We start from the raw sequence: 23,715 nt of genomic DNA on the forward strand, positions 1-23,715 counted from the left end.
CGCCGACGTCGGAGGCGGGCGCCCGTTCCGGTCAGCCTTCGGTGAAGGCGAGGATCTCCGAGTTTATCACGTCGGCGTGGATCGTGAACGCGCCGTGCGGGAACCCCTTGTAGACCTTGAGCTCGCAGTTCCTGACCAGCTTGGCCGTCAGAAGCCCGGAGTCGGCGATCGGCACGATCTGGTCGTCGTCGCCGTGGACGACGAGCACGGGCACGTCGATCTGCTTCAGGTCCTCGGTGAAGTCGGTCTCCGAGAACGCCGCGATGCAGTCGTAGTGCGCCTTGGCGCCGCCCATCATGCCCTGGCGCCACCAGTTCCGGATCACGCCCTCGGCCGGCTTCGCCCCGGGGCGGTTGTAGCCGTAGAACGGGCCGCTCGCGACGTCGAGATAGAACTGGGCGCGGTTCGCGGCGAGCGCAGCGCGGAGGCCGTCGAAGGTTTCGATCGGCGTGCCGCCCGGGTTCTTCTCCGACTTCACCATGACCGGCGGCACGGCGCTGATCAGCACGGCCTTCGCGACCCGGCCCTTGCCGTACCGGGCGACGTAGCGCGCCACCTCGCCGCCGCCCGTCGAGTGGCCGATGTGGATGGCGTCGCGGAGCCCGAGAGCGCTCACGAGCTCGTCGACGTCGGCCGCGTAGGTGTCCATCTCGTTGCCGGTCGCCGTCTGCGTCGAGCGGCCGTGCCCGCGCCGGTCGTGCGCGATGACGCGGTACCCCTTGGCGAGGAAGTACAGCATCTGCGCGTCCCAGTCGTCGGCGCTGAGCGGCCAGCCGTGATGGAACACGATGGGCCGCCCGCTGCCCCAGTCCTTGTAGAAGATCTCGGTCCCGTCCTTCGTGGTGATCCTGCTCATGCGATGGCTCCTCCTGCGCGCGTCCTGTCGGGGTGGTTCGTGGGTGGTGGTCCGCCGTGCTCAGGGCACGGGCGGGACGTAGGGGAAGACCGGCGATGGTCCGGCGGCCACCGGATCGTTCCCGATGCCGAGGTACGTGGGAGTGTTCGCCGCGCGGCTCAGCATACGTCCGGCGCGTCGTTGGTGAGAGACCGGTCGTTCCGCACGGCAGAAGCCGGACGTCGCCGGGGTGGCGACGTCGGGGGCGAGGCGCGTTCGGCCCGAAGCGAGGGCCGACGTCGGCCTGGCCGACGTTGCCGGCCGCGCCCCTCACCAGCGGTCGTCGTCGCCATGGTGGTCAGCCCTCGGCCGCCTCGAGGACGAGGCCGCCGGCGTAGTCGCGGAGCAGGCGATCGTCGTCGGCCAGGCGGCGTTCGGCCGCGTGCCAGTCCTCTTCGGGAGAGCCCAGGGGCCGGCCGCGCCGGACCCAGAGGTCGTACGCCAGCTCGCGTCGCGTCGGCTGTGGTCGATCGTCTCCATCACCTCTCCCGCGTCGGCCGGTCCGGGTGGCCGACAGCAGCTCGTGTCGTCGTCGGCGTGCGCCACGGACGGCCGGCGCCCTGGACCGGTCCGTCCGGACGCCGCCTCGCGTCGCCTGGCGATGCAACCGTCGTGCCGCCGGCGAGGGGCGTGACGGCGGGTGTCGAACGCAGCGCCCGACGACATTTCGGCATCCGTGCCGTGGCGACGGTGGCTACGGCCGGACGTCGCCGCTGGCGGCCGCCTCGGCTGCCGCGCCGAGGCGCGACGCTACTTCGCGGCGCCGGTCGTGACCGCCTGGCCGTCGTGCAGCGCGGCCACGTCGCCGACGACGAGCGTCTCGCCGCCGGCGAGGCCCGACGTCACCTGCAGGTCGTCGCCGAAGGCGGGGCCGACCTGCACCGGCGTGCGACGCGCACGGCCGTCGGCGACCACCCACACGAAGCGCGCGTCGCCGTCGGTGTGCACCGTGCTCTTCGGTGCGAGCACCGCGCCGCTCGGCCCGGCCGTGCCCGGCACCTCCTCGAGGAAGGTGATGCGCGCGCTCATGTCGGGCCACAGCTTGTCGTCGGGCTGCTCGATCTGCACCTCGACACGCAGGGTGCCCTTCTGCCGATCGACCTGCGGGTAGAGCTTCACGACGTGGGCCGCGTAGCGGCGGTCGGGGAGGGCGTCGGGGACGACCTCGGCGCGCTGGTCGAGGCGGATCTTCGCGAGCTCGCTCTCGGTGACGTCGACCTGCCCGCGCAGGTCGGCGAGGTTGGCCATGCGGATCAGGTCGCCGGAGCCGTCGAAGCCGCCGGGGACGGCGATCTCGCCGACCTCCTTCAGCTTGGCGAGGATCACGCCGCTGCGCGGGGCGCGCAGCACGGTGTAGTCGAGCGCGACGCGTGCCTGCTCGAGCTCGGCCTCCGCCTGGCCGACGCGCGCCGCGGCGCTGCGCGCCTCGGATTCCTTCACGTCGAGCTCCTCGCGCGAGATGATGCCGCCCTGCCCGAGCGGTCGCGCGCGGCGCAGCTGCGCGTCGGCGAGGGCGCGGTTGGCGCGCGCCAGCCGCAGATTGGCCTCGGCGCGGTCGACCGCGGCGCGGTACTCGCGCGCGTCGAGCTCGACCAGCGGATCGCCGACCTGCACGTGGTCGCCCTCCTCGACGACGTAGCGGTCGATGCGGCCCGCGACACGCACGCCGATCGAGATGTAGCGGTCGGCGCTGACCACGTAGCCCGCGCCCGAGAGCACCGGCACCGCCGGCGCGCCGCCACGCTCGGCGGCGACGGTCTTCGCGGTGGCCGTCTCGACGGCGACGGGGCGGCCGCGGCCGGCGAGCGCGGCCAGCCCGAGCGCGACGAGCACCAGCGCGCCGATCACCCAGGGCCAGCGCCGCCGGCCGCGTGCGGCCGCGTCGCCGCGCTCGAGCCGCAGCTGGGCGAGCTGCTCGCGCAGCTCGGGATGGGCGTCTGCCGTCATGCGTGTCGCAGCGCTTCGATGACCTGGAGCCGGGACGCGCGCCAGGCCGGGGCCAGCCCGCCGAGGAAGCCGATCAGGACCGCGAAGCCGAGGGCCGTGAGGACGCCGCCCATCGAAGGCTCGAGGAGGACGGTCGCCACGCTGAACGTCATCATGCTGAAGGCCACGCCCGCAAGCAACGTATTGACGCCCCAGATCGCGAGCAGGGCGAGCAGGACGCCGGCGGCGAAGCCCAGCCCGGCGATTAGGACCGACTCGAGCAGGAAGGCCATGAGGATCGAGCCGCGCCCGAACCCGAGCGCCCGCAGCGTGCCGATCTCCGCCGTGCGTGCCGCCACCGCGGCATACATCGTGTTGGCGGCGCCGAACGTGGCGCCGACGGCCATCACGCTCGCGAGCGAGAGCACCAGGACGTAGAGGGCCTGCGCCGTTTCGGCCTGCTCGCGGTAGTAGTCCTGCTCGGGCTTCGCCTCGAGCGTGAAGCGGCCGTCGGCCTCGATGCGGCGCTGGAGCGCCTGGCGATCGGCGCCGGGCGCGACGGTGATGCGCATGCCCGAGTAGCCCTCCCGTCGCGTGTCGCCCTGGATGTCGCGGACGTCGGCCCAGATCTCGCTGTCGAAGGCGGTGCCGTTCGCGTCGTTGATGCCGACGACCGTCCAGCGGCGGCGTCCGAACTCGATCGTGCTCCCGAGCGTGGCCCCCTCGTAGCGCAGCGCGACCCCGCGCCCGATCACGACCTCGCCGAGCTGCGGGTCGAAGATGCGGCCCTGTGCGAGCCGTACGTCGCGGTGCACGGCCCAGGCGATCGGCTCGACGCCGCGGACGAGCACGTTCTCGCGCAGCCCCTCCCGGGTGCGCAGGAACGGCTGGTTGACGAGCTCGGGCGACGCCAGCGGCGTGCCGTCGGCGGTGAGCCCGATGCCGGGCATCACGCGCACGTTCTCGGCCGCGTCGCGCGTGATGAAACTCGAGCCGTCGCTCGTCGAGCCCTTGCGCATGACGATCAGGTTGTCGGGCTCGCCGGTGGCGACGAGCATGCGCGTGAGGCCGCCGACGAGGGCGGCGAGCAGCATCGTCACCGCGACCACGAGGGCGATGCCGCCGGCGGTGAAGGCCACCGTCCAGCGCCGCACCGCGAGGTTGCGGGTGGTGTACGCGAGCGGGATCGCCATCGCTCAGGCCAGGCGGCGCAACGCCTCGACGACGTTCAGCCGTGCGCCCGTCCACGCCGGCACGGCGCCGGCGACGAGTCCCACCACGGTGGCGATGGCGAGCCCCTGGAGCAGGATCGCCGGCGACATCGTGAAGTTGCCGAGCGGCCCCAGGAACGCGGCGTTGCCCGTCTTGCCCGCCGCCGCGAGCGCGCTGAAGAGCCACCATGCCCCGAGCGTGCCGGCCATGCCGCCGACGAAGCCGAGCAACGTCGACTCGGCGAGCAGCGCGAAGAGGATCGGCCGTCGCCCGAAGCCGAGGCTCTTCAGCATCGCGATCTCGGGGATGCGCTCGCGCACGCCCATCGACGCCGTGTTCGCCGCGATCAGCACCACCGCCGCGACCACGAGGAAGCCGACGATGAGGATCACGCGCACGAAGCTCTGGAACGAGGCCATGAAGTTCGACACGAACGACTTCTCGGTCTCCGACGCCGTCACCGCCTCGGCGTTGCGGAACATGCCGTCGATGCTGCGGATGATGCCCTCGACGTGCTCCGGCCCCTCGGCCCGCAGCCAGATCATGCTGACGGCCGGCAGCCCGCCCATCTCGAAGCCGGGACGTGGGCCGAGCGACTCCTCGAGGTACTTGTGCTGGAACCACATGACGTTGGCGTTGCCGGTGATCGAATGGATCACCCCGACGATGCGGAACGAGAGGTCGACGCCCCAGGCCGAGTGCACGAGGGTGACGTTCTGCCCGACGCGCCAGCCGAACTTGCGCATGGTGCCCTCGCCGACGAGCGCGCCGTTACGCGTCTTGCGGAAGGCCGCGAGCTCCTCGGGTGGAATCTGGTAGTCGGGCCACACCTCGCCCACGGTCTCGGGATCGACCGCGAACTGCGGGAACATGTTCTTCGGCTCGTCGTAGACGCCGCCGAACCAGGTATAGTGGTTGACCGCGGCCACGTGCGGCACCTGGCGCACCTTGGCGAGGTAGGAGTAGGGCAGGAGGTAGGTGAGCCCGGCCTCGTGGTGCGTCGAGATGCGCACGTTCGACACCGCCTTCTCGAGGATGGTGTCGAGCGCCGCCGGCAGCGACAGCACCGCGCAGACGAGGAAGATCGACAGCGCGATCGACAGCATCGTCAGCACCGTGCGCAGCGGGTGGCGGAAGAGGTTGCGCCAGACGAGCCCGGGCCAGGTCACGCCGCCGCCCCGTCGGGGGCGAGCACGCCCTTGTCGAGACGGATCACCTCGTCGACGAACGCCTCGGCGCGATGGTCGTGCGTCACCATCACGATCGTCTTGTGGAAGGCGCGGTTCAGCTCGCGCAGCAGCGTCAGGATGGCGACGGCGCTCTTCGCGTCGAGGTCGCCGGTGGGCTCGTCGGCGACGAGCAGGTCGGGGTCGGTGACGATCGCGCGCGCGATCGCGACGCGCTGCTGCTCGCCCCCCGAGAGCTGCTGCGGCCGGTGATCCGCCCGATGCGGGACGCCGACGGCGGCGAGCGCGATCTCGGCACGCCGGCGCCGCTCGGCGCGCTTCAGGTCCGTCAGCAGCAGCGGCAGCTCGACGTTCTCGACCGCCGTCAGCACGGGCAGCAGATTGAAGAACTGGAACACGAGCCCGACGTGGCGTGCGCGCCAGGCGGCGAGCGCGTCGTCGTCGAGCTGCGAGAGCGCCTTGCCGGCGACGGTGACCTCGCCGCCGTCCGGGCGATCGAGCCCCGCGAGCAGGTTGAGGAGCGTCGACTTGCCGGAGCCCGACGGACCCATGAGCGCCACGAAGCGTCCCGCCGGGATGTGCAGAGTGACGTGATCGAGCGCATGGACCACGTCCACGCCGCGCCGATAGGAGCGGGATATGTCGTCGACCTCGATCATGCGTCGTGGGGCGCCGGGGCGGCTGCGACAGCTTCTGCGGGACGGGTCCCGTCGGTTCAAGTCCCGGCGCGTCTCCACCGATACCGGAAGATGGAGGACTCCACACATGCCCATCGCGATCGGAGCCGCAGATCCCGCCCTCCAGCCCGCCGCCGCCGCCGCTCGTGCCAGCGAGGTCGGCGTCGCCGCCACGAAGAAGGCCCTCGACCAGCAGGAGCTCGAAGGGCGCGCCGCCGTGAAGCACGTCGCCGCGAGCGCCCCGCAGACCGAGACCCACGATCCGCCGTCCGACACGCGCGGGCGGCACGTCGACCGCCAAGCCTGAGCGTTTTCGTCTTGAGCGGCGCCGCCCGGGCTGCTTCTATGCGCCCGTGGCGGACGCCGAGCCCCTGCCGTCGAGCACGCTGATCCTCCTGCGCGCCGAGCCGGTTGCCGCCGACCCGTTCGCGGTGCTGATGCTCGAGCGTCACGGCAGCGTGACCTTCCCCGGCGTGCACGCCTTCCCGGGCGGCGTCGTCGATCCCGGCGACCACGTCGTGCCTGGCGCGCGGCTGCCGCCCGATCAGGCGTGGGCGCCGGCGGGCGAGGGCGACGGCCCCGACGACGCGCTGCCCTACTGGGTCGCCGCGGTGCGCGAGCTGTTCGAGGAGGTCGGCATCCTGCTCTCGACGCGCGCCGGCGCGCCGGTCGCGTCGTGCGACCTGCCCGACCTCGCGGACCTGCGCGCACGGCTCCACGCCGGCGCGCCGTTCGCCGAGCTGCTCGCCGAGCACGATCTCACGCCCGCGACCGACGCCCTCTACTACCTCGCGCGCTGGATCACGCCGAAGCAGAACCCGCGCCGCTTCGACACGCGCTTTCTCGTCGCGCGCCTGCCCGACGTGCAGGAGGCGTGCGCCGACGGCACCGAGACGGTGAGCTGCCGCTGGTTCGGCCCACGCGAAGCGCTCGCCGCCTACGAGTCGGGCGCCATCACGCTGATCCCGCCGACGGTACGGACACTCGACGACCTCGCGCGCTTCCCGTCGATCGACGCCGTGCTCGCCGACGCGCGCCGGCGCGTGGTGCGCGCGGTGCGGCCGCAGGTGGTGACCGTCGGCGGCCAGCCGGCGCTCCAGTACCCGGACGAGGCCGGCCATGCGGAGCTGCCGCCGCGCCGGCTCGTGCTGCGCGACGGCCGCTGGCGTCCGGCCGACTAGCCCGGCGGCGGGTCTGCGCGGTGGCGCGGCGTCGTCGTGCCTTCGAGCGTGCGCTCCCACCAGCGTCCCGTCGCGGCGCGCGTCGCGCGATCGGTGAAGCGGTAGCGATACACCGCGACGCGCAGCTGCGCCGGCGCGCGACCGTCGAATGGATCGTGCGCCCACAGCGACGCCACCGCGGCGGGATCGGCGAGCATGCGGCCGAGCAGCGTATCGAACCACGGCGCCCCGCGACGGGCACCGAGCAGCAGGAACCAGGCCTGGAAGTCGGCGCGCGGCTGGTGCGGCTGGACGAACGCCGGCGCGCGCGCCGGGTCGCCCGGCTTCCAGCGCCACTCGTACTCGCGCCAGGTGACGCCGTCGTCGGAGCCTTCGAGCACGACCTCGTCGCGCACGTAGGTCATCGACGCGAACAGGTGGTAGGCGTTCAGCGAGCGCAGCGGGGCGACCAGCCGATAGACGGGCACCAGCGGCGCCGCCCATGCGGGCAGTGGTCCGACGAAGCGCGAGAACGGCAGCAGCGAGAGCGGTACGACGACGAGCGCGAGGGTCGCGTATGCCGCGGTCGCGAGCGGCTGCGGCGCGCGCGGCGCCGCCGGCACGAACGGTCGCCCGGCGCGGGCCGCGAGCCAGGCGAGGTGGTCGTCGTCGAGCAGCCACAGGCACGTCGCCAGCGACAGCCAGTTGAAGAAGCCGTAGTTCGCCGTCGCGGCGACGCCGAGCTGGAAGCCCGCGAGCAGGAGAAAGCCGAGCGGGCGCAGCAGGCGCGGACCGAAGAGCAGGAACGGCACGCCCAGCTCGACGACGTAGGTCGCCGCCGCGAAGCCCTTCTGCGCCGTCTCGGGGAGCTGGTGCGCCCACCAGCCGAGCCACGTCGGCAGCGGCGCCGTTTCCCAGTAGGCGATCATCGCCGTGAGGTCGCGCCAGCCGGGGTCGCCGAGCAGCAGCTTCGCGGCGCCCGACTCGACGTGCAGGCGGAAGCACAGCCACTGCATGAGGAAGACGCCGACGGGATGCGGCGACGGCGCGCCGCGCGGCCGCCAGCCGCGCGGCGCCACCAGGAGCGCGAAGGCCAGCGTCTCGAGCAGCAGGTTGTCCCACTGGAAGGAGAGGAAGTCGCCGCCGACGGTGGCGAGCGAGAGGTAGAGCAGCCACGCGACGGGAAGCAGCAGCCGCGGCGCCAGGCCGAGGAGGATGCCGAGCCCGGCGAGCACGCCGCCTGCGGCCGTCGCCGCGAGCAGCGCGTCCGAGCAGCCGAAGCGCAGGAGCGAGAGCGCGCGCGGCGCGACCTCGCACGCGGGCGACAGTCCGCGGCTGCCGAGCAGGAGCGGCAGCTGCACCCACAGCGACGCGAACGCGATCGCGGTGAGCGCACCGAGGCAGCGCAGGAAGAGATCGCGGACCCGCCCGCGGGGGCGGGGCGCCGTCACTGGCCCCGCGGGAGGCCGAGCACCTGCATGGCGATGATGCCGCGCATGATCTCGGACGTGCCCGAGGCGATGCTCGCCGCACGCGCGGCGAGGAACGCCTTCTGCGGCAGCTGCGCCGGATCGCCCTCGCCGCCGCGCGGCTCGGGCGCGTCGTAGAGGAGACCGGCGGGGCCGAGGACCGCCATCGCCAGCTCGGGGAGCGCCTGCGTCAGCTCCGTCCAGTGCAGCTTGATGATCGCCGACTCGGGGCCGGGGAAGCCGAAGCGTATCAGCTTGTCGAGCGTGCGCTGGCAGGTGAAGCGGAAGACCTCGGTGCCGAGGTAGAGCCGCGCCATCTCCTGGCGCAGCACCGGGTCGCGCCCGGCGCCGCGGGCGCGCGCCAGCGCGAGGACGCCGTCGCGCTGCTCCTTCAGGAGTATCTGCATCCCGACGACGTAGAGGATGCCGCGCTCGTTCTGCAGCGCCGACACCGCGATCTGCCAGCCGTCGTCGAGCGCGCCGAGGAGGTTCGCCTTCGGCACCCGCACGTTCTCGAAGAACACCTCGTTGAAGTCCGCCTCGCCGGTGATCTGGCGCAGCGGGCGTACGGTGATGCCCGGCGTTTTCATGTCGACGAGGAGGCACGAGACGCCCTTGGCGCGCTTCGTCGTCGGGTCGGTGCGCGCGAGCACCATGATCCAGTCGGCGTGGTGCGCGAGCGTCGTCCACACCTTCTGGCCGTTCAGCACGAAGTGGTCGCCGTCGACGACCGCCTGCGTGCGCAGCGAGGCGAGGTCGGACCCCGCGCCGGGCTCGGAGAAGCCGAAGCACCAGAGATCCTCGCAGGAGAGGATGCGCGGCAGGAAGCGGCGCTTCTGCTCGTCGGTACCGTAGGCGATGATCGGCGGCCCGGCGATGCCGATGCCGAGGTTGCCGATGATCTCCGGCGCCCGGGCGCGCGCCATCTCCTCGACGTAGGCGACCTGCTCGGGGATGCCCGCGTCGCGGCCGCCGTACTCGCGCGGCCAGGTGATGCCGACCCAGCGGGCCGCCGCCATCGCACCCTGCCAGGCGCGCAGGCGGCGCACACGCTCGTCGTCGGACAGGCGGCCCACGTGCTCGCGCCGCAGATCGTCGGGGACGTGGGCGTCGAGCCAGGTGCGCAGCTCCTCGCGAAAGGCATCGGACATGGGCGGGCGATAGCAGCCCCGCCCCGGCGGCGTCGAGCCGCCGACGGCAGATGCGTTGAGGGGCGCCACGTTGACAGCGCCGGCGGCGATGCGGGAAGACCGGACGGGTCGGCGCGTCGCACCGCGTCCTTCGAGAAGCGATGCCAGTCACCAGCTCCCACGCCGTCGGCCCCGCCGGGGGCCCGGTCACCGAGGTCGTCGACTGCCCGTTCTGCGGCAGCGCCGCCCACGCGCCGATCACCGGCAGGATGGCCGACGAGGAGAGCGCGCATCTCGACGAGCCGTTCGCGTCGCTGCGCTTCCAGCTCGTCGCGTGCACGCAGTGCGACACCGCCTACCTGCGCGAGCGCCCCGCGGGGGCCGAGCTCTGGCGCTTCTACCAGGGGGAGTACTGCTGCTATCAGCCGCTCGACGCGCGCGGGCCGATCGTGCGCGCGCTGGTCCGCGTCACCACGCGCCAGCAGCTGCGGGCGCTGCGCCGCCTGATGCCGCCGGGCAGCGACCTCATGGTCGACTACGGCTGCGGCATCGGCACCTGGCTGCGCCTCCTGCGCGAGGCCGGCGCGCCGTGGCGCCTGTTCGGCACCGAGGTGTCGGAAGAGCTCGTCGCGCGCGCCCGTGCGCAGGACATCGCCGCCGCCGTCGCCGACGAGCGCACGCTGCGGGAGCACGTCGCGCCCGGCAGCGCGGGCGTGATCAACCTGCACCACGTGATCGAGCACGTGCCCGATCCGCACGGCCTGCTCGCGGCGCTGTACGAGGCGCTGGCGCCGGGCGGCGTCGTCATCGGGCAGACGCCGGATCGCTCCTCGCTCGAGGCGCGCCTCTTCGGCGACCTCTGGCCGCAGTGGCACGTGCCGCGCCACCTCGTGCTCTTCGACCCGGCGACCATCCGCCGTTTCGCCGAGCGCGCCGGCTTCGAGGTGGTGCGCGTCGCCGGCTCGCCGTCGGGTGCGACGCAGTGGAGCGGCGGCACGCTGCGCGCCTGGGCGAAGCGGCGGGGACGGCCGTTCCGCGGCATCCACGAGCCGCTCTATCCGGTGCTGATGCTCGCGTTCGCGCCGGTGTCGGTGGCGCAGTCGCTCGTCGGCTCGACGAGCCACATGGACTTCGTCCTGCGCAAGCCGGGCGGCAAACCCGCCGGGACGGCGACGCGATGACGGCCGCGCGGGCGACGCCGCTGCGCCAGCGCGATCTGCCGCGGGCGCTGCTCGCGCGCTCCGCGTGGCGCGGGCTGCCGCCCGTGCTGCGCACGTGGACGCTCGTCGTCGCCGCCGCGTGGTGCGTGGGGCAGTGGCCGAACCCGCTCGTGTGGATCGCCGCCGCGATCGCGATCGGCGTCCTCCAGCACTCGCTCGTGGTGCTCGCGCACCACAGCCAGCACTTCGAGCTGGCCGACAGCCGGCGCCTCAACGACGCGGTCGGCACGTGGCTGCTGCACGCGCCGCTGCTGAACGCGCTCCGCCAGCAGCGCTTCATCCACTTCCAGCACCACGCGCGCCTGGGCCAGGACGACGATCCCGACCGCTACTACTACGACCTCGCCCTGCACGGCCGTGAGACGGGCGCGGGTCTGCGGCGCTGGGCGCTCCTCTTCTTCGCCGGCGGCGTGCTGGTGCCGAACCTGCAGAAGCTGCTGCGCGGCCGCTACGCGCGCGACGTCGGCGGCCGCGGCGTCGCCGCGCTCGGCCCGGGCGACGTTGCCGCCATCGCCGTCTGCCAGCTCGTGCTGATCGCCACGTTCTGGGCCCTGACGGGTCACGTCTTCGCCTGGGCGCTCCTGTGGGTGGCGCCGATGCTGACCGTGGCGGCGGGCCTCAACGGCGTACGCAGCACGCTCGAGCACGCCGACCGCGGCGCGCCGCCGGAGCGCATGCTGACCTTCGCGCCGAACCGCCTCGAGCGCGCGGTGCTGGGACCCGTGAACATGAACTACCACTGGGAGCATCACCGCTTCATCGCCGTGCCGTTCTACCACCTGCCCGCGGTGCGCGAGCTGCTGCTCGCCGAGCACGATCTCGCCCCGGCGCGCCTGGTGCCGGGCTACCTGCGGCGCTTCGCCGAGCTGTCGGCCGCGGCCACGGCGCCTGCGTCGCGCTCGCTCGCGAGCTGACGGGCCCTCACCGGCAGGCGGCGCCGCGGGGCGGGCGCAGCGTCCCGCGCGCCGCATACGACGGCGGCGCGTCACGCCGCTTCGCGCCCCAGCGCGGATCCGGCCCGGAGGCGAGCGTGTAGTCGAGCCGCGCGCCGCAGGCGACGTCGGCGAAGCGCAGCCAGGCGCGGGGGTGCTCGCGGCCGTCGCGCCGCAGGGCGTGCACGTACGGCAGCTCCGGCGCGCCCGGCGCGTCGAGCACGAGGTCGCCGCCGGCGAGGCGCACGGTGGCGTGCGGGAAGAGCGGGCTGCCGAGCACGAGCACGTCGTCGCCGGGGACGGCGGGGTAGAGGCCGAGCGCGCCGAGCACCCACCACGCCGACATCGTCCCGAGGTCGTCGTTGCCGGGGAGACCGGCGGGCGTCGTGTCGTACAGCTCGCGCAGGGCCTGGCGCACCAGCTCCTGCGTGCGCCACGGACGGCCGATCCAGGGGTAGAGCCACGGCGTGCCGAGCGACGGCTCGTTGCCGAGGAAGGCGTACGGCGAGGTCGGTCCTTCGTTCAGCCGCGCGAGGTGGGCGTCGAGCAGCCGCATCGCCGCCGGGCGGCCGCCGAGCGCGCGCACGAGGCCGGCGGGGTCGAACGGCACGAACCAGCGGTACTGCGCGGCGTTGCCCTCGACGAAGCCCTCGCCCGCGAGCGGATCGAAGGCGGCGGGAAACGCGCCCGAGGCGTAGCGCGGCGTCAGGTAGCCGGAGGTGCGATCGAGGAGGAGGCGCCAGGCGCCGGAGCGGCGGAGCATCGTGCGCGCCGCCTGCGCGTCGCCGGTGGCGGCCGCGAAGCGCGCGAGGGCGAAGTCGGCGGCGGCCCATTCGAGCGTGGTCGCGGCCGAGCCCCACACCGCTTCGGGCCGCCCGAAGATGGTCGTCGTCGAGCCGGTGGAGGTCTCGGTGCCGTCGTGCGGCACCCAGCCGAGGCGCAGGTAGTCGGCGAGGCCGCCGCGCTCGACGTAGTCGGCGTTCGGGCTGCGGCCGGTCTGCGTGGCGCCCTTCACCATCGCTGCGAGCGCCGCACCCGTGTCGAAGTCGCGGGCGCCGAACGCGTGCGCGCTCGCGATCATGATCGACGCCGGATCGCCGACCATGACGTTCGTATGCCCGTTCGCCACCGGCCAGCGCGGCAACCAGCCGCTCTCCGCCGCGTCGGCGAGCAGCGAGCGCACGAGGTGCGACGTCCGCGCGGGGTCGAGCAGCGCGAGCAGCGGCAGCTGCGTGCGGTAGACGTCCCATCCCGAGACGTTCGCGTACTTGGTCCAGCCGCCGGTGCGGTGCACGGCGCCGTCCATGCCGGCGTAGGCGCCGTCGACGTCGCTGAAGACGTTGGGTGCGAGCAGGGCGTGGTAGAGCATGGTGTAGAAGGTGCGCGTGTCGGCGGGCGTGCCGCCGGCGACGGCGACGCGACCGAGGAGCGCGTCCCACGCGGCGCGGGTCTCGGCGCGGGCGGCGTCGACGTCGAAGTCGGGGCTCTCGGCGTCGAGGTTGCGACGGGCGCCGTCGACGCTCACCCACGAGACGGCGACGCGCACGCGCACCACCGGGTCGGCCGTCGCGTCGAACGTCACCCACGCGCCGGCCTGCGCGCCGTTGCTCGTGTGCGGGAACTCGGGGAAGCCGGATTGCGGCCGCAGGTGGAAGGGATTCGCGACCTGGCGGGCGACCGCGGTGGAGCCCGGCGCCAGCGTCTGCTCGCCCCAGGTGCCGAATCCGGCGAACGCCCGCTCGAAGCGCGCGACGAAATGGAGGACGTAGCGGTTGCGATGGTAGCAGAACTGCCCGGCCGCGACGTGGCCGGACACCTCGCGCCGTGCGGGGTCGATCGCGAGCCCGACGTCGCCGTTCGCCATCGCGCTGCCGCCGGCGTTGAAGAGCAGGCTCGCCGTCGCGGTGGCGGGGAAGGTGAAGCGGCCGACGCCCGAGCGCGTGCGCGCCGCCAGCTCGACCAGCGTCGCGCGCGGCGTGCCGGGGTCGAGCCGCACGCGATACCAGCCCGGCTCGGCCGCCTCGTCGTCGTGCGAGAACGCCGCGAGGTAACGCGGCTCGATGTCCCACGTTCCGGCGACCGCCGGCGCGCGCGTGATCGGCAGGCTGGTCGGCAGGATCGGCACGTCCTGGAACACCGAGCAGCCCGCGCCGCTGAGATGCGTCAGGCTGAAACCACGGATGGTCCGGTCGTCCCAGGTGTAGCCGCCGGGCGAGTTCACGAGGCCGGGGAGCGTGTCGGGGCTCCACTGGAGCATGCCGAACGGCGCCGAGGCGCCGGGGAACGTGTTGCCGGCGCCGCCGCCCGTGCCGAAGTCGACCGTGCGCGCGGCGGTGCCGACGAAGGTGCTCACCTGCGCGCTCGGCCCGGCGGCGCCGACGCCGGGGACGGCGAGCGCGGCGACGAGCAGGCCGAGGGCGCGCATGGGCGAGGCGATGCTCGCCCGCGGCCCCCCGTGTCTGTCAAGGCGGACCGCGGCGTGCGACGGGCTTGCGCCGGCCGGCCGCTCGGGTCCACTGGCGCGATCCCATGGCCACCCTCGTCGTCCGGCACACCACGATCTACCGCTATGCGCGCCCGGTCGCGTTCGGCGAGCACCGGCTGATGGTGCGGCCGCGCGACAGCCACGACCTGCGCCTGCTCTCGACCGACATCGAGCTCGCGCCGGCGGCGAGCATCCGCTGGCTGCACGACGTGTTCGGCAACTCGATCGCCGTCGCGAGCTTCAAGGAGCCGGCCGACGAGCTGCGCTGTGTCAGCACGCTGCGCCTCGAGCACTACCCGTCCTCCGAGCCCGACTTCGCGATCGAGCCGTACGCGCGCACCTACCCGTTCAGCTACTCGGGCGCGGAGGTGCCGGACATCGGGCGTCTCGCCGAGCGGCACTATCCGGATCCGCAGCATCGCATCGACGCCTGGGCGACCGAGTTCGTCGCCGCCGGTGCCGACACCGACACGCACGCGATGCTCGTCGACATGACGAAGGCGATCAAAGCCGGCTTCGCCTACGTGCGGCGGGACGAGGAGGGGACGCAGACACCGGTCGAGACGCTCGAGAAGCGCACCGGCAGCTGCCGCGACTTCGCGCTGTTCATGATGGAGGCGGTGCGGAGCCTCGGGCTCGGAGCGCGCTTCGTCACGGGCTACCTCTACGGCGAGGGCTCGACGGGCGGCGGCGCGACGCACGCCTGGGTACAGGTCTACCTGCCGGGCGCGGGATGGATCGAGTTCGACCCGACCAACGGCCTCGTGGGCAGCGCCAACCTGATCCGCGTCGGCGTCACGCGCGATCCGAGCCAGGCGATCCCGATCTCCGGCGCCTACACCGGCGAGCCCGAGGACTACCTCGGCATGACCGTCGAGGTCGCGATCGAGAGCGAGGCGTAGGGCTCAGTCGCCGGCGCGCAGCGCCTGCACGCGCTGCGCCGCGAGCGCGTCGCCCAGTACGCGCGCGCGCTCCCACGCGGCGAGCGCGTCGGCGCGCTGGCCGAGCGCCTCATAGGCGCGGGCGAGGCCGACGAAGCCGCGCGCATCCCCCGGCTCGAGCGCGCACGCCCGCTCGAGATGCGGCAGCGCCTCGGCGGCGCGCCCCGCGAGCGTCAGCGCGCCGCCGAGGTTCACGAGGCCGCGCAGGCGGTCGGGCTCGGCGTCGACGTAGGCGCGCAGCTGCGCGATGCCTGCGTCGAGCTGGCCGTCGTTCACGAGGTCGGTGCCCCAGGCGAGCAGGTAGTCGGGCGTCAGCTCGTTGCGGGCGCGGGCCAGCTCCAGCGCGCGCTGCGACAGCTCGAGCGCGGCGCGCTGGTGGAGGCGCGCGTTGGCGCGGTCGTGGACCGACATCGCCGTGCGCACCTGGGCCTGGTTGCGCAGGACGAGCGGGTCCTCCTTGCGCGCGAAGGCCCGTCGATAGAGGGCGTCCGCCTCGCGCAGCAGGGCGAGGGCCCGGGCCGGATCGCCGGCGGCCTCCGCGGCCCGCGTGCGCTGCGCGCCGAGCGAGTTGAGCACGAGGGGGCTCTCCGGTGCGACGGCATAGGCGCGCTCCCAGAGCGCCGTCGAGCTGGTCCAGAACGTCGCCTGGTGCCAGGTGAGGGCGGCGGAGCCGGCGACGAGCCCGGCGCCGAGGAGGGCGACCGCCGCGCCCTGCGTGCGCGCGAGCGCCGCGGCCCCGCCGGCGGCGAGCAGGACGAGCGGCATGGTCGCGAGATGCGCGTAGCGGTCGGCCACGAGCTGCGGCCCGCTCTGGACGAACCCCAGCACCGGCGCGACCAGGACGGCGTAGGCGCATCCCGCGGCGAGCAGCGCCGGCGCGCGCCGGCGCAGCGCGACGGCCGCCCCGGCGAGGACGAGCACGGCGAGCGCCGGCAGGAGCCAGCGCGGCTCGGCGAGCGACATCGACGCCGGCAGCTCGTAGATCGGCAGCAGGTCGAGCGGCGCGAGCGTGCGCGCCGGGTAGTACGCGAGCCCGTAGAACGCCTGCGCGACGCGGGCCCCGAGCGGGTGCGTGTCCCACGCCGGCATGACGCCGACGGTGCTCGCCTGCGCCCAGTGCGCGAGGCGCGCGAAGACCAGCGCCGGCACGACGAGCGGCAGCTTCTCCAGCACGAGCGCCGGCACGCGGGCCGTGCCGAAGCGGCGCAGGGGCCAGGCGTCGAGCACGACGAGGAGCGCCGGCAGCACCATCCCCCAGGCCTTCGCCAGCAGCGACAGCACGAGGCAGCCCGCCGCGAGCACGAGCCATCCGCCGCGTCCGCTGCCGCGCCCCGCGAGGACGACCGACGCGGCCCACGCGGCGACGCCGAGCCCGAGGAGGGGGAGCGAGGCGACGCGCAGCGCCGCCGGCGCGGAGAGGTCGAGCCCGCCGAGCACGCCCGCGAGGGCGGCGAGCGTACAGGCGCCGAGCGCGAGCCCCGTGCGCCGCGACGGCGTGAACACCGTCGCGGGCGGCGCCCACGCGAGCCAGGCGTCGAGCGCCAGCAGGAAGAAGAGCGTCGAGAGGACGTCGCGGCGCTCGGTGAGCCACACGACCGACTCGACGCGCAGCGGATGCACGGCCCACAGCGCCGCGGCGGCCGCCGCCGCGAGCGCACGCCGGGTCGGGTCGAGCGCGGGCAGCGTGACGGCGAAGAGGCGCCAGGCGAGCCAGAGGAAGGCGAGGGCGCCGAGCGCGTGCAGCACGACGTTGGTCGCGTGGTAGGCGCCGGCCTCCGGATACGCCGGTCCGGTGAGGCCGTGGAGGACGTAGTCGACCCCGAACGACAGCCAGGTGAGCGGCTGGTAGTGTCCCATGTGGCCGGTCGCGGCCATCCAGCCGAGCTGCTCCGGCCCGAGGCCCCGCCAGCGATGGTTCAGCGTGAAGAGCTTGTCGTCGTCGAAGTCGAGGAACTCGGCCGAGAACGCAGGCAGGAAGGCCAGCAGGACGAGCGCGACGAGCCCGGCGCCGAGCACGCCGAGGAGCCCGAGCGGGACCGGCGCGGCGATCGGCGGGTCCGGCGGGCGCGGCGCCGCCGGCCGGGGTGCGCGGCGCGCCGTTCCTCGGGCCATGATCTGCACGGGTTCACCCGCCGGACGGGCACGAGTCAATCGCGGCGGCCCTGTCGATTCCGCTCCGGGCCGTTCGTCACCGGGGCGGGGACGGGATCGTCCCACCACCCCGAGAAGGAGATCGACGTCATGCTGTATGCCTTTCTGATCGCCAGCGACGAGCGCGGCGACGTATGGCCGGGACACCCCGGCTTCGAGGAGCTGGTCGCCGAGCACCGGCGGTTCCGGGAGATGGTGGAGCGCATGGGCATCCTGCGCGGCAGCCATCGCCTGCGCCCGACGAGCACCGCCACCACCGTCCGTGTGCGCGACGGCAAGGTGCTGTGCACCGACGGGCCGTTCGCCGAGACGCACGAGCAGTTCGGCGGCCTCTATCTGCTCGACTGCCGCGACCTCGATCAGGCGCTCGAGCTGGCGGCGCAGATTCCCACCGCGCGCCGCGGCTCGATCGAGGTGCGCCCCGTGGTCGAGTGAGCCCCCATCCCGAGCCCGCGGCCGCGGCGCAGGCGGCGCTCGAGCGTGCGCTGCGCGACCAGCCGGGTCGCCTGCTCGCGCTCCTGATCCGCGTCCTCGGCGACTTCGCCCTCGCCGAGGACGCGCTCCAGGACGCGGCGGCGCACGCGCTCGCGTCGTGGCCGCGCGACGGCGTGCCGGAGAACCCGCCGGGCTGGCTCGTGACGACGGCCCGCCGCCGCGCCATCGATCAGCTGCGCCGCGCGACGAGGTGGCAGCGCAAGCAGGCGGATCTCGCCGTGCTCGCCCGGCTCGACGCCGAGGAGGAGGCGCCCGTGGACGCTGCGATCCCCGACGAGCGCCTGCGGCTCGTGTTCACCTGCTGCCATCCCGCGCTGCCGCTCGAGGCCCGCGTCGCGCTCACGCTGCGTACGCTCTGCGGGCTGACGACCCCCGAGATCGCGCGCGCCTTCCTCACCAGCGAGCCGACCATGGCGCAGCGCCTCGTGCGCGCGCAGCGCAAGATCCGCGAGGCCGGCATCCCGTACCGCGTGCCGGATGCCGCCCAGCTGCCCGAGCGTCTGGGCGGCGTGCTCGCGGTCCTCTACCTCGTCTTCAACGAGGGCTATGCCGCGACGGCCGGCGACGCGCTCGTGCGCGCCGATCTCTGCGCCGAGGCGCTGCGCCTCGCCCGCCTCGTGTGTGCGCTCGTGCCCGACCAGCCGGAGGCCCTCGGCCTGCTCGCGCTGATGCTCTTCCACGACGCGCGGCGGGCCGGCCGCACCGACGACGCCGGCATGCTCGTCCTGCTCGAGGAGCAGGACCGCACGCGCTGGAGCCGGCGCCAGATCGTCGAGGCGAACCGCGTGCTGGAGGCGGCGATCGCGCTCGGCCCGCCCGGGCCCTACCAGCTCCAGGCGGCGATCGCCGGGCTGCACGCCAACGCGCCGACGGCGGCGGCGACCGACTGGAGCCACATCGCCGCCTGCTACGATCGGCTGCTCGAGCTGGCGCCGACCCCGGTCGTGGCCGTGAACCGCGCGGTGGCACACGCGATGGCCGACGGGCTCGACACGGGGCTCTGGCTCCTCGCCGAGGTCGAGGACATGGACGGCGTGCATCTCTATCACGCCGCGCGCGGCGAGCTGCTGCGGCGTCTCGGCCGTCGCGACGAAGCCGCCGCGGCCTGGCGCCGCGCGCTGGCGCTCGCGCGCAACGCCGCCGAGCGTGCCTTCTTCACGCGCCGGCTCGCGGAGGCGGATGTCGATTCCGCGGACGGCGGTTCGACGTCTTCGTGAAAGGAGGACGTCGTCATGATCGTCCATGGAAGCACCGCCTCCCCGTTCGTGCGCAAGGTCTGCACGCTGCTCGCCGAGAAGGGCGTCCCCTACGAGCGGCGCGACCTCGTGCCGGTTCCGAAGACGCCCGCGCTGCTGGCCAAGCACCCGCTCGGCAAGATCCCGATCCTCGAGCTGGACGACGGCACCTACGTGCCCGACTCGTCCGTGATCGCACTGTACCTGGAGCGTATCCAGCCGGCGCCGGCGATGTATCCGGCCGACGCCAAGGAGTACGCGCGCGCCCTGTTCCTCGAGGAGTACGCGGACACGCGCATCTTCGACGTCGCCGGCGGGCTCCTCGTCGAGCGCTTCGTGAAGCCGCGCCTCTTCGGCCAGCCCGCCGACGAGCGCCGCGTCGCCGCGATCCTCGCCGAGGAGCTGCCGGCGGTGTGCGACTGGCTCGAGCCCCAGGTCCACCCGGAGCGCGACACGCTGCTGCCCGCGTTCGGCATCGCCGACGCCGCGATCGATGCGCACCTCGGCGTCCTGCCCGTGGTCGGCGAGGGCGTCGACCCGCAGCGCTGGCCGCGTCTGGCGCGGTATCTCGACCGGCTGTGGGCACGCCCGTCGTTCCAGGCGACGGCGCCGGGGTGAGCGGTGGGACGCGATCCGGGGCGCGGAGCGTCGCCTCTTCCCGCTGTCGTTTCGGCCCTCGTCGGCCGGGGCAGGAGCCGGAGGAGCCGGGCGACGACGTCGTCGCCAGGACCGATCCCGAGACGGACGGGATCGAGAGAGCCGGCCTGCCGGAGTCTCGCGACCCGCCTTTCGCCGCGGGTTGCGACCTGCGACGTACACGGGTACCAGGGCGGGCTGTGTCGGCCCCCCCTCCGCTCCTGACGACCACGGACGAGCTGCAGGACTTCGCCGCGGAGGTCCGGAAGGCGGGGCGGCTGGCGATCGACACCGAGTTCGTCTGGGAGCGGACCTACCGGCCCACGCTCGGGGTCGTGCAGATCGCCACCGAGCAGGCCTGCGCCATCCTCGACGCCACCGTCCTGCCGAGCCTCGAGCCGCTGTTCCCCGTCCTGAAGGATCCGGACATCCCGGTCATCCTGCACGGCGGCGGACAGGACCTGGAGATCATGGCCCTGCTCATGGGCGAGCCCATGCGGGGAGTGATCGACACCCAGGTGGAGGCGGCTTTCCTCGGCTATGGGCTCCAGGTGGGCCTCTCGGTGCTGCTCGAGCGGGTGCTGAAGGTGCGCATCCGCAAGGACCAGACGTACACCGACTGGACGCGGCGGCCGCTCAAGAAGGAGCAGCTCGAGTACGCGCGGGGCGACGTCATCCACCTCCTCGCCATGCACGACCGGCTGCGCGCCGACCTCGAGCGGCGCGGGCGGCTCGCCTGGGTGCACGAGGAGCTCGAGGACCTCGAGGACCCGAAACGCTGGCAGGCGCTGGGCGACGACGAGCGCTACCGCACGGTGAAGGGCTGGCAGCGGCTCGACGCCGAGGAGCTGGCCGTCCTGCGCGCGCTCGCCGGGTGGCGCGAGAGCGGCGCGCGCCGGGCGAACATCCGCCCCAACTTCCTCGCCAACGACGTCGTGCTGGTCACCCTCGCCCAGCGCCCGCCGGCGACGATGGACGAGCTGCGCGGCGTGCGCGGCCTCTCCGGCGGCACCGTCGACCGCCACGGTCGTGCGATGCTGACCGCGATCAAGGAAGGGCAGGCGTCGCCGCCCGACACCTGGCCGCAGCCGCCGCCGCGCGTGCGGCGCTCGGCGCCGCCGAGCGGGCTCGTGGCGCTGCTGCGCGCCGCCGTCCAGGCCGCGGCCGACCGCGACGAGCTGGCGCCCGAGGTGATCGCCAGCGCCCGCGACCTCGACGCGCTCGTCGCCGCCGCGACCGGCGGCAAGACCGAGGACGGCGAGGAGCCCGTGCTGCTCCAGGGGTGGCGCAAGCGGCTCGTCGGCGACACCCTGCTCCAGATCGCGCGCGGCGAGATGACGATGCGCTACGACCCCAAGCGGCGCGAGGTCGTCGGCGAGGCTACGACGCGGGCGTGATCTTGAGGATCAGCGTCTTGCCGGCCTGCACGCGCTCGGGGCGCGGCCGGAAGAAGCCGATCCACGAGATCCAGTACTTCTCGTCGTAGGCGGGCGCCATCTTCGCCGCCTGGGCGGGATCGGTGACGATCTCGGCGGTGCCCTCGAAGCCGGGGCCGTCCTTGGTTCCGACGTTCACGAACACCGGGCTGCCCTTGGCGATGCGCTTCGCCTTCCAGCTGCCGGGTGCGGTGGTGGTCCAGACGTTGGTCCCGTCCCAGGTGAACCACACCGGCGCCGCGTCGCTGCGCGTGCCGTCGGCCCGCTGCGTGGCGATGTAGACGTGCTTGTCGGTCTCGAGCGCCTTCACGACGTCGGGCGCGAGCGCCGCCGTCGCCAGCGCGACGCCGAGCAGCAGCCCCGAGATTCCGATCCCCAGCACCGCGCGCGATCGTCCCATGCGTCCTCCCGTCGAGGCCGTGCGGAGGGAGCGTCCCTCCGGAGCGCGTGGTGACAGGGCGCCCCGCGCGAGTCAACGCACGACGGATCAGGCGGCGCGCCGCGGCCGCACCGCCGCGGGCAGCCGCACGGTGAAGCGCGTTCCGGCTCCGACCCCGCTCTCGACCTGGACCGTGCCGCCGAGCGCCTCGACGAAGCGCTTCACGATGTGCAGCCCGAGGCCCACGCCGCCGCCGCCCGCGCCCGGGACCTGGCGGAACATGTCGAACACGTAGGGCAGGGCGTCGGGCGGGATGCCGCAGCCCGAGTCGGCGACGGTGAACAGGAGGTCGCCGGCCGCGGTGGCCTCGGCGGTGAGCGTCACGTGGCCTTCGGCGGTGAACTTGAGGGCGTTGTGGACGAGGTTGCGCAGCGCGGCCTTCAGCTTCGCGCCGTCGGTCCACACGACGGGGAGATCGTCGGCGAGCTCGAAGCGGAGCACGACCTCGGGCCGGCGCCAGCTCTCCGGCAGCTGCTCGCGCAGCTCGGCGAGCAGGCCGGCGATCGGCGTGTCCGCGCATGCGAGGGGGAGCTGGCCCGCCTCGAGCCGATTCAGGTCGAGGATGGCGGTGATCATCTCGAGCAGGGTCAGCGCCTGGCGCTGCGTGCGGTCGAGGGCGCGGCGCTGCTCGGGCGCGAGGGTGCCGAGGCCGTCGTCGAGCAGCATCTCGACGTAGCCGAGAATGACGTTCAGCGGCGAGCGCAGCTCGTGCGAGATCGTGCCGACGAACTCGGACTTGAGCCGGCTCGCGGCCCGCACCTGCTCGAGGAGGTCGGCGTTGTGCAGCACGATGGCGGCGTGCTCGGCGATGCCTCCGAGCAACCGCTCGGTCCATTGCGGCGGCGGGTCCTTGCCCTCCCACCAGCCGACGGCGAGGAAGCCGATGAGGGCGTCCTCGCGTCGCAGGCCGGCGAGCAGCACGGTGCCGAGGGTGCGGCCGCCGAGGAACGGCGCGGGGACGCGTGCCGCCTCGTCGAGCCCGAGGGCGACGACCCGCTCGCCGGCCAGGCGTTCGAGCGCGCGCCACGAGCCGAAGGGGATCGGGATGCGGCCGAGCTCGACCGCCGGCACCTCGGGATCGCTCAAGGCGCCGACGCGGAAGCTCGTCCCGCCGGCCTCGATGACGAACGTCCCCGCCCAGTCCGCCGACAGATAGCCGCGCGCGGTGTCGTTCACGCGGCCGAGCAACGCCGGGGCTTCGAGGTCGGAGCCGAGCGAGCGCGCCACCGCGTTGAGGGCCGCCGCCGTGCGGGCTTCGAGCTCGAGGTCGCGGCGGTGCTGCTCGAGGACGCCCGCCAGGCGCGCGAGGTCGTCGTTCTTCCGGGCGAGGTGTCCGCCATAGAAGAAGGACTGCTGGGCGACGAGGAAGAAGAGGAAGGCGGGTCCGAGGAAGCCCGGGCTCAGCAGGTCGGCACTGTTCGCGGGCTGATCGAGCACGAAGAGGAGCGCGTGCGCCGCCGTCGCGGCCGCCGCCGTTCCCAGCCCGACGGGCACCGAGATGAGGCTCGCCGGGACGATCACGAGGACGAACATCGGGCGCAGGACGAGGCTGGCGACGCCGCTCGTCGACGCCCACAGCCCGACCGTGACGCCGGCCAGATCGATCGCCGTCTGCGCGACGAAGAAGGCCATGGAGCCCTGCGTCCGCGCCGGCGCATGCAGCCCCGCCAGCGAGAAGAGCGCGAGGGTCGCGCAGACCGCCAGGGCGGGCGCGAGCCGGACCTGGTCGATGCCGAGCGCGTGCGTGACCAGGACGAACGCGGCGATCGCGCCGACGACGCGCAGCCGGCTACGGTTGAGCCACGCGTTGAAGACGGCGAGGTCGCCGGCACCGTGGCCGGCCCGGCGCTCCACGGCGGGGCCCTGCATCGAAAGGCGGACAGCAAGGGTGGTGCCACGGGGCACGCGCGCCGCCGCGGCCTCCGTCGGGCCCCGGGGCGCCGAAAAGCTGACGCTCACGCCCCCCGTTGACGGGGCCCGCGCAAGCTGACCTCCCCGACGGAGCGTGCTATGCGTCGGGTGTGAGTACGCCGAAACGGCCCAGGAAGGCCGCGAGCAGCACCCCGAAAGCACCCCGCGCCAAGGTCCG

General features: G+C 73.9%; 21 protein-coding genes. 9 read left to right on the forward strand and 12 right to left on the reverse strand.

From position 1 onward, the window contains the following. Nucleotides 1–31: 31 nt before the first annotated feature. The 6 genes from KIT14_10755 to KIT14_10780 form a co-directional block, all read right to left on the reverse strand. On the reverse strand, nt 32–856 hold the full coding sequence (locus KIT14_10755; protein MCW5891018.1) for an alpha/beta hydrolase: 825 nt from the start codon (nt 854–856) through the stop codon (nt 32–34). Nucleotides 857–1,193: 337 nt separating this feature from the next. After that, entirely contained in the window at nt 1,194–1,502 is a 309-nt protein-coding gene (locus tag KIT14_10760) for a DUF2934 domain-containing protein (GenBank protein ID MCW5891019.1), read from the reverse strand. Between the two features lie 143 nt (nt 1,503–1,645). After that, the gene (locus KIT14_10765; protein MCW5891020.1) at nt 1,646–2,842 is read right to left on the reverse strand and encodes an efflux RND transporter periplasmic adaptor subunit; all 1,197 of its coding nucleotides are present in this window, start codon (nt 2,840–2,842) and stop codon (nt 1,646–1,648) included. Continuing rightward, on the reverse strand, nt 2,839–4,014 hold the full coding sequence (locus KIT14_10770) for an ABC transporter permease (protein MCW5891021.1): 1,176 nt from the start codon (nt 4,012–4,014) through the stop codon (nt 2,839–2,841). Before KIT14_10770 ends, KIT14_10765 begins: the two co-directional genes overlap by 4 nt. Nucleotides 4,015–4,017: 3 nt before the next feature. Continuing rightward, nucleotides 4,018–5,202, reverse strand: a complete 1,185-nt coding sequence (locus KIT14_10775) for an ABC transporter permease (GenBank protein MCW5891022.1) — start codon at nt 5,200–5,202, stop codon at nt 4,018–4,020. Beyond that, complete coding sequence (locus KIT14_10780) at nt 5,199–5,879, reverse strand: ABC transporter ATP-binding protein (protein ID MCW5891023.1); 681 nt, start codon at nt 5,877–5,879, stop codon at nt 5,199–5,201. The genes KIT14_10775 and KIT14_10780 overlap by 4 nt, the downstream gene beginning before the upstream one ends. Before the next feature lie 106 nt (nt 5,880–5,985). Between KIT14_10780 and KIT14_10785 the strand changes: the two genes are divergently transcribed. Both KIT14_10785 and KIT14_10790 read left to right on the forward strand, forming a co-directional pair. Beyond that, on the forward strand, nt 5,986–6,204 hold the full coding sequence (locus KIT14_10785) for a hypothetical protein (GenBank protein ID MCW5891024.1): 219 nt from the start codon (nt 5,986–5,988) through the stop codon (nt 6,202–6,204). A 46-nt stretch (nt 6,205–6,250) separates the two neighbouring features. Further along, entirely contained in the window at nt 6,251–7,078 is an 828-nt protein-coding gene (locus tag KIT14_10790) for an NUDIX hydrolase (protein ID MCW5891025.1), read from the forward strand. On the opposite strand, the gene KIT14_10795 is transcribed toward KIT14_10790, so the two are convergent. Continuing rightward, nucleotides 7,075–8,508 (reverse strand): lipase maturation factor family protein, encoded by a 1,434-nt coding sequence (locus KIT14_10795; protein ID MCW5891026.1) that lies wholly within the window; start codon nt 8,506–8,508, stop codon nt 7,075–7,077. The two genes, KIT14_10790 and KIT14_10795, sit on opposite strands and share 4 nt — an antisense overlap. Then, a complete protein-coding gene (locus tag KIT14_10800; protein MCW5891027.1) occupies nt 8,505–9,677 on the reverse strand; it encodes an acyl-CoA dehydrogenase family protein in 1,173 nt (390 codons plus the stop codon). The genes KIT14_10795 and KIT14_10800 overlap by 4 nt, the downstream gene beginning before the upstream one ends. A 140-nt stretch (nt 9,678–9,817) precedes the next feature. Here KIT14_10800 and KIT14_10805 point away from each other — a divergent pair, with 140 nt between their 5' ends. Beyond that, nucleotides 9,818–10,837 (forward strand): class I SAM-dependent methyltransferase, encoded by a 1,020-nt coding sequence (locus KIT14_10805; GenBank protein MCW5891028.1) that lies wholly within the window; start codon nt 9,818–9,820, stop codon nt 10,835–10,837. Beyond that, entirely contained in the window at nt 10,834–11,790 is a 957-nt protein-coding gene (locus KIT14_10810) for a fatty acid desaturase (GenBank protein MCW5891029.1), read from the forward strand. Before KIT14_10805 ends, KIT14_10810 begins: the two co-directional genes overlap by 4 nt. A 7-nt stretch (nt 11,791–11,797) precedes the next feature. On the opposite strand, the gene KIT14_10815 is transcribed toward KIT14_10810, so the two are convergent. Further along, entirely contained in the window at nt 11,798–14,233 is a 2,436-nt protein-coding gene (locus KIT14_10815; GenBank protein MCW5891030.1) for a GH92 family glycosyl hydrolase, read from the reverse strand. Between the two features lie 104 nt (nt 14,234–14,337). Here KIT14_10815 and KIT14_10820 point away from each other — a divergent pair, with 104 nt between their 5' ends. Beyond that, nucleotides 14,338–15,195: a transglutaminase family protein gene (locus KIT14_10820; protein MCW5891031.1), complete on the forward strand. Its 858-nt coding sequence runs from the start codon at nt 14,338–14,340 to the stop codon at nt 15,193–15,195. A 3-nt stretch (nt 15,196–15,198) separates the two neighbouring features. On the opposite strand, the gene KIT14_10825 is transcribed toward KIT14_10820, so the two are convergent. Beyond that, nucleotides 15,199–17,346 carry a hypothetical protein gene (locus KIT14_10825; GenBank protein MCW5891032.1) on the reverse strand — a complete coding sequence of 716 codons (2,148 nt, stop codon included), beginning with the start codon at nt 17,344–17,346 and terminating at the stop codon, nt 15,199–15,201. Between the two features lie 129 nt (nt 17,347–17,475). Between KIT14_10825 and KIT14_10830 the strand changes: the two genes are divergently transcribed. The 4 genes from KIT14_10830 (at nt 17,476) to KIT14_10845 (ending at nt 21,148) form a co-directional block, all read left to right on the forward strand. Further along, nucleotides 17,476–17,820 (forward strand): YciI family protein, encoded by a 345-nt coding sequence (locus KIT14_10830; GenBank protein MCW5891033.1) that lies wholly within the window; start codon nt 17,476–17,478, stop codon nt 17,818–17,820. Further along, on the forward strand, nt 17,817–19,097 hold the full coding sequence (locus tag KIT14_10835; GenBank protein MCW5891034.1) for an RNA polymerase sigma factor: 1,281 nt from the start codon (nt 17,817–17,819) through the stop codon (nt 19,095–19,097). The genes KIT14_10830 and KIT14_10835 overlap by 4 nt, the downstream gene beginning before the upstream one ends. 15 nt (nt 19,098–19,112) lie before the next feature. Beyond that, on the forward strand, nt 19,113–19,733 hold the full coding sequence (locus KIT14_10840) for a glutathione S-transferase family protein (GenBank protein MCW5891035.1): 621 nt from the start codon (nt 19,113–19,115) through the stop codon (nt 19,731–19,733). A 218-nt stretch (nt 19,734–19,951) separates the two neighbouring features. Continuing rightward, nucleotides 19,952–21,148, forward strand: coding sequence for an HRDC domain-containing protein (locus KIT14_10845; protein ID MCW5891036.1), 1,197 nt, complete (start codon nt 19,952–19,954; stop codon nt 21,146–21,148). On the opposite strand, the gene KIT14_10850 is transcribed toward KIT14_10845, so the two are convergent. Both KIT14_10850 and KIT14_10855 read right to left on the reverse strand, forming a co-directional pair. After that, nucleotides 21,132–21,587: a pyridoxamine 5'-phosphate oxidase family protein gene (locus tag KIT14_10850; GenBank protein MCW5891037.1), complete on the reverse strand. Its 456-nt coding sequence runs from the start codon at nt 21,585–21,587 to the stop codon at nt 21,132–21,134. The two genes, KIT14_10845 and KIT14_10850, sit on opposite strands and share 17 nt — an antisense overlap. Nucleotides 21,588–21,674: 87 nt before the next feature. Then, the gene (locus tag KIT14_10855; GenBank protein ID MCW5891038.1) at nt 21,675–23,495 is read right to left on the reverse strand and encodes a GAF domain-containing sensor histidine kinase; all 1,821 of its coding nucleotides are present in this window, start codon (nt 23,493–23,495) and stop codon (nt 21,675–21,677) included. Between the last annotated feature and the right edge of the window lie 220 nt (nt 23,496–23,715).

The sequence above is a fragment of the bacterium genome (assembly GCA_026129405.1).
Classification (GTDB): Bacteria; Desulfobacterota; Binatia; order DP-6; family DP-6; genus JAHCID01.

What these genes read in the sequence shown, in the direction of transcription:
- KIT14_10820 (MCW5891031.1), top strand. Translation starts at nt 14,338, where the DNA reads ATGGCCACCCTCGTCGTCCGGCACACCACGATCTACCGCTATGCGCGC.
- KIT14_10830 (MCW5891033.1), top strand. Translation starts at nt 17,476, where the DNA reads ATGCTGTATGCCTTTCTGATCGCCAGCGACGAGCGCGGCGACGTATGG.
- KIT14_10765 (MCW5891020.1), bottom strand. Translation starts at nt 2,842, where the DNA reads ATGACGGCAGACGCCCATCCCGAGCTGCGCGAGCAGCTCGCCCAGCTG.
- KIT14_10815 (MCW5891030.1), bottom strand. Translation starts at nt 14,233, where the DNA reads ATGCGCGCCCTCGGCCTGCTCGTCGCCGCGCTCGCCGTCCCCGGCGTC.
- KIT14_10755 (MCW5891018.1), bottom strand. Translation starts at nt 856, where the DNA reads ATGAGCAGGATCACCACGAAGGACGGGACCGAGATCTTCTACAAGGAC.
- KIT14_10825 (MCW5891032.1), bottom strand. Translation starts at nt 17,346, where the DNA reads ATGGCCCGAGGAACGGCGCGCCGCGCACCCCGGCCGGCGGCGCCGCGC.
- KIT14_10805 (MCW5891028.1), top strand. Translation starts at nt 9,818, where the DNA reads ATGCCAGTCACCAGCTCCCACGCCGTCGGCCCCGCCGGGGGCCCGGTC.
- KIT14_10810 (MCW5891029.1), top strand. Translation starts at nt 10,834, where the DNA reads ATGACGGCCGCGCGGGCGACGCCGCTGCGCCAGCGCGATCTGCCGCGG.
- KIT14_10780 (MCW5891023.1), bottom strand. Translation starts at nt 5,879, where the DNA reads ATGATCGAGGTCGACGACATATCCCGCTCCTATCGGCGCGGCGTGGAC.
- KIT14_10855 (MCW5891038.1), bottom strand. Translation starts at nt 23,495, where the DNA reads ATGCAGGGCCCCGCCGTGGAGCGCCGGGCCGGCCACGGTGCCGGCGAC.
- KIT14_10800 (MCW5891027.1), bottom strand. Translation starts at nt 9,677, where the DNA reads ATGTCCGATGCCTTTCGCGAGGAGCTGCGCACCTGGCTCGACGCCCAC.
- KIT14_10785 (MCW5891024.1), top strand. Translation starts at nt 5,986, where the DNA reads ATGCCCATCGCGATCGGAGCCGCAGATCCCGCCCTCCAGCCCGCCGCC.
- KIT14_10840 (MCW5891035.1), top strand. Translation starts at nt 19,113, where the DNA reads ATGATCGTCCATGGAAGCACCGCCTCCCCGTTCGTGCGCAAGGTCTGC.
- KIT14_10770 (MCW5891021.1), bottom strand. Translation starts at nt 4,014, where the DNA reads ATGGCGATCCCGCTCGCGTACACCACCCGCAACCTCGCGGTGCGGCGC.
- KIT14_10850 (MCW5891037.1), bottom strand. Translation starts at nt 21,587, where the DNA reads ATGGGACGATCGCGCGCGGTGCTGGGGATCGGAATCTCGGGGCTGCTG.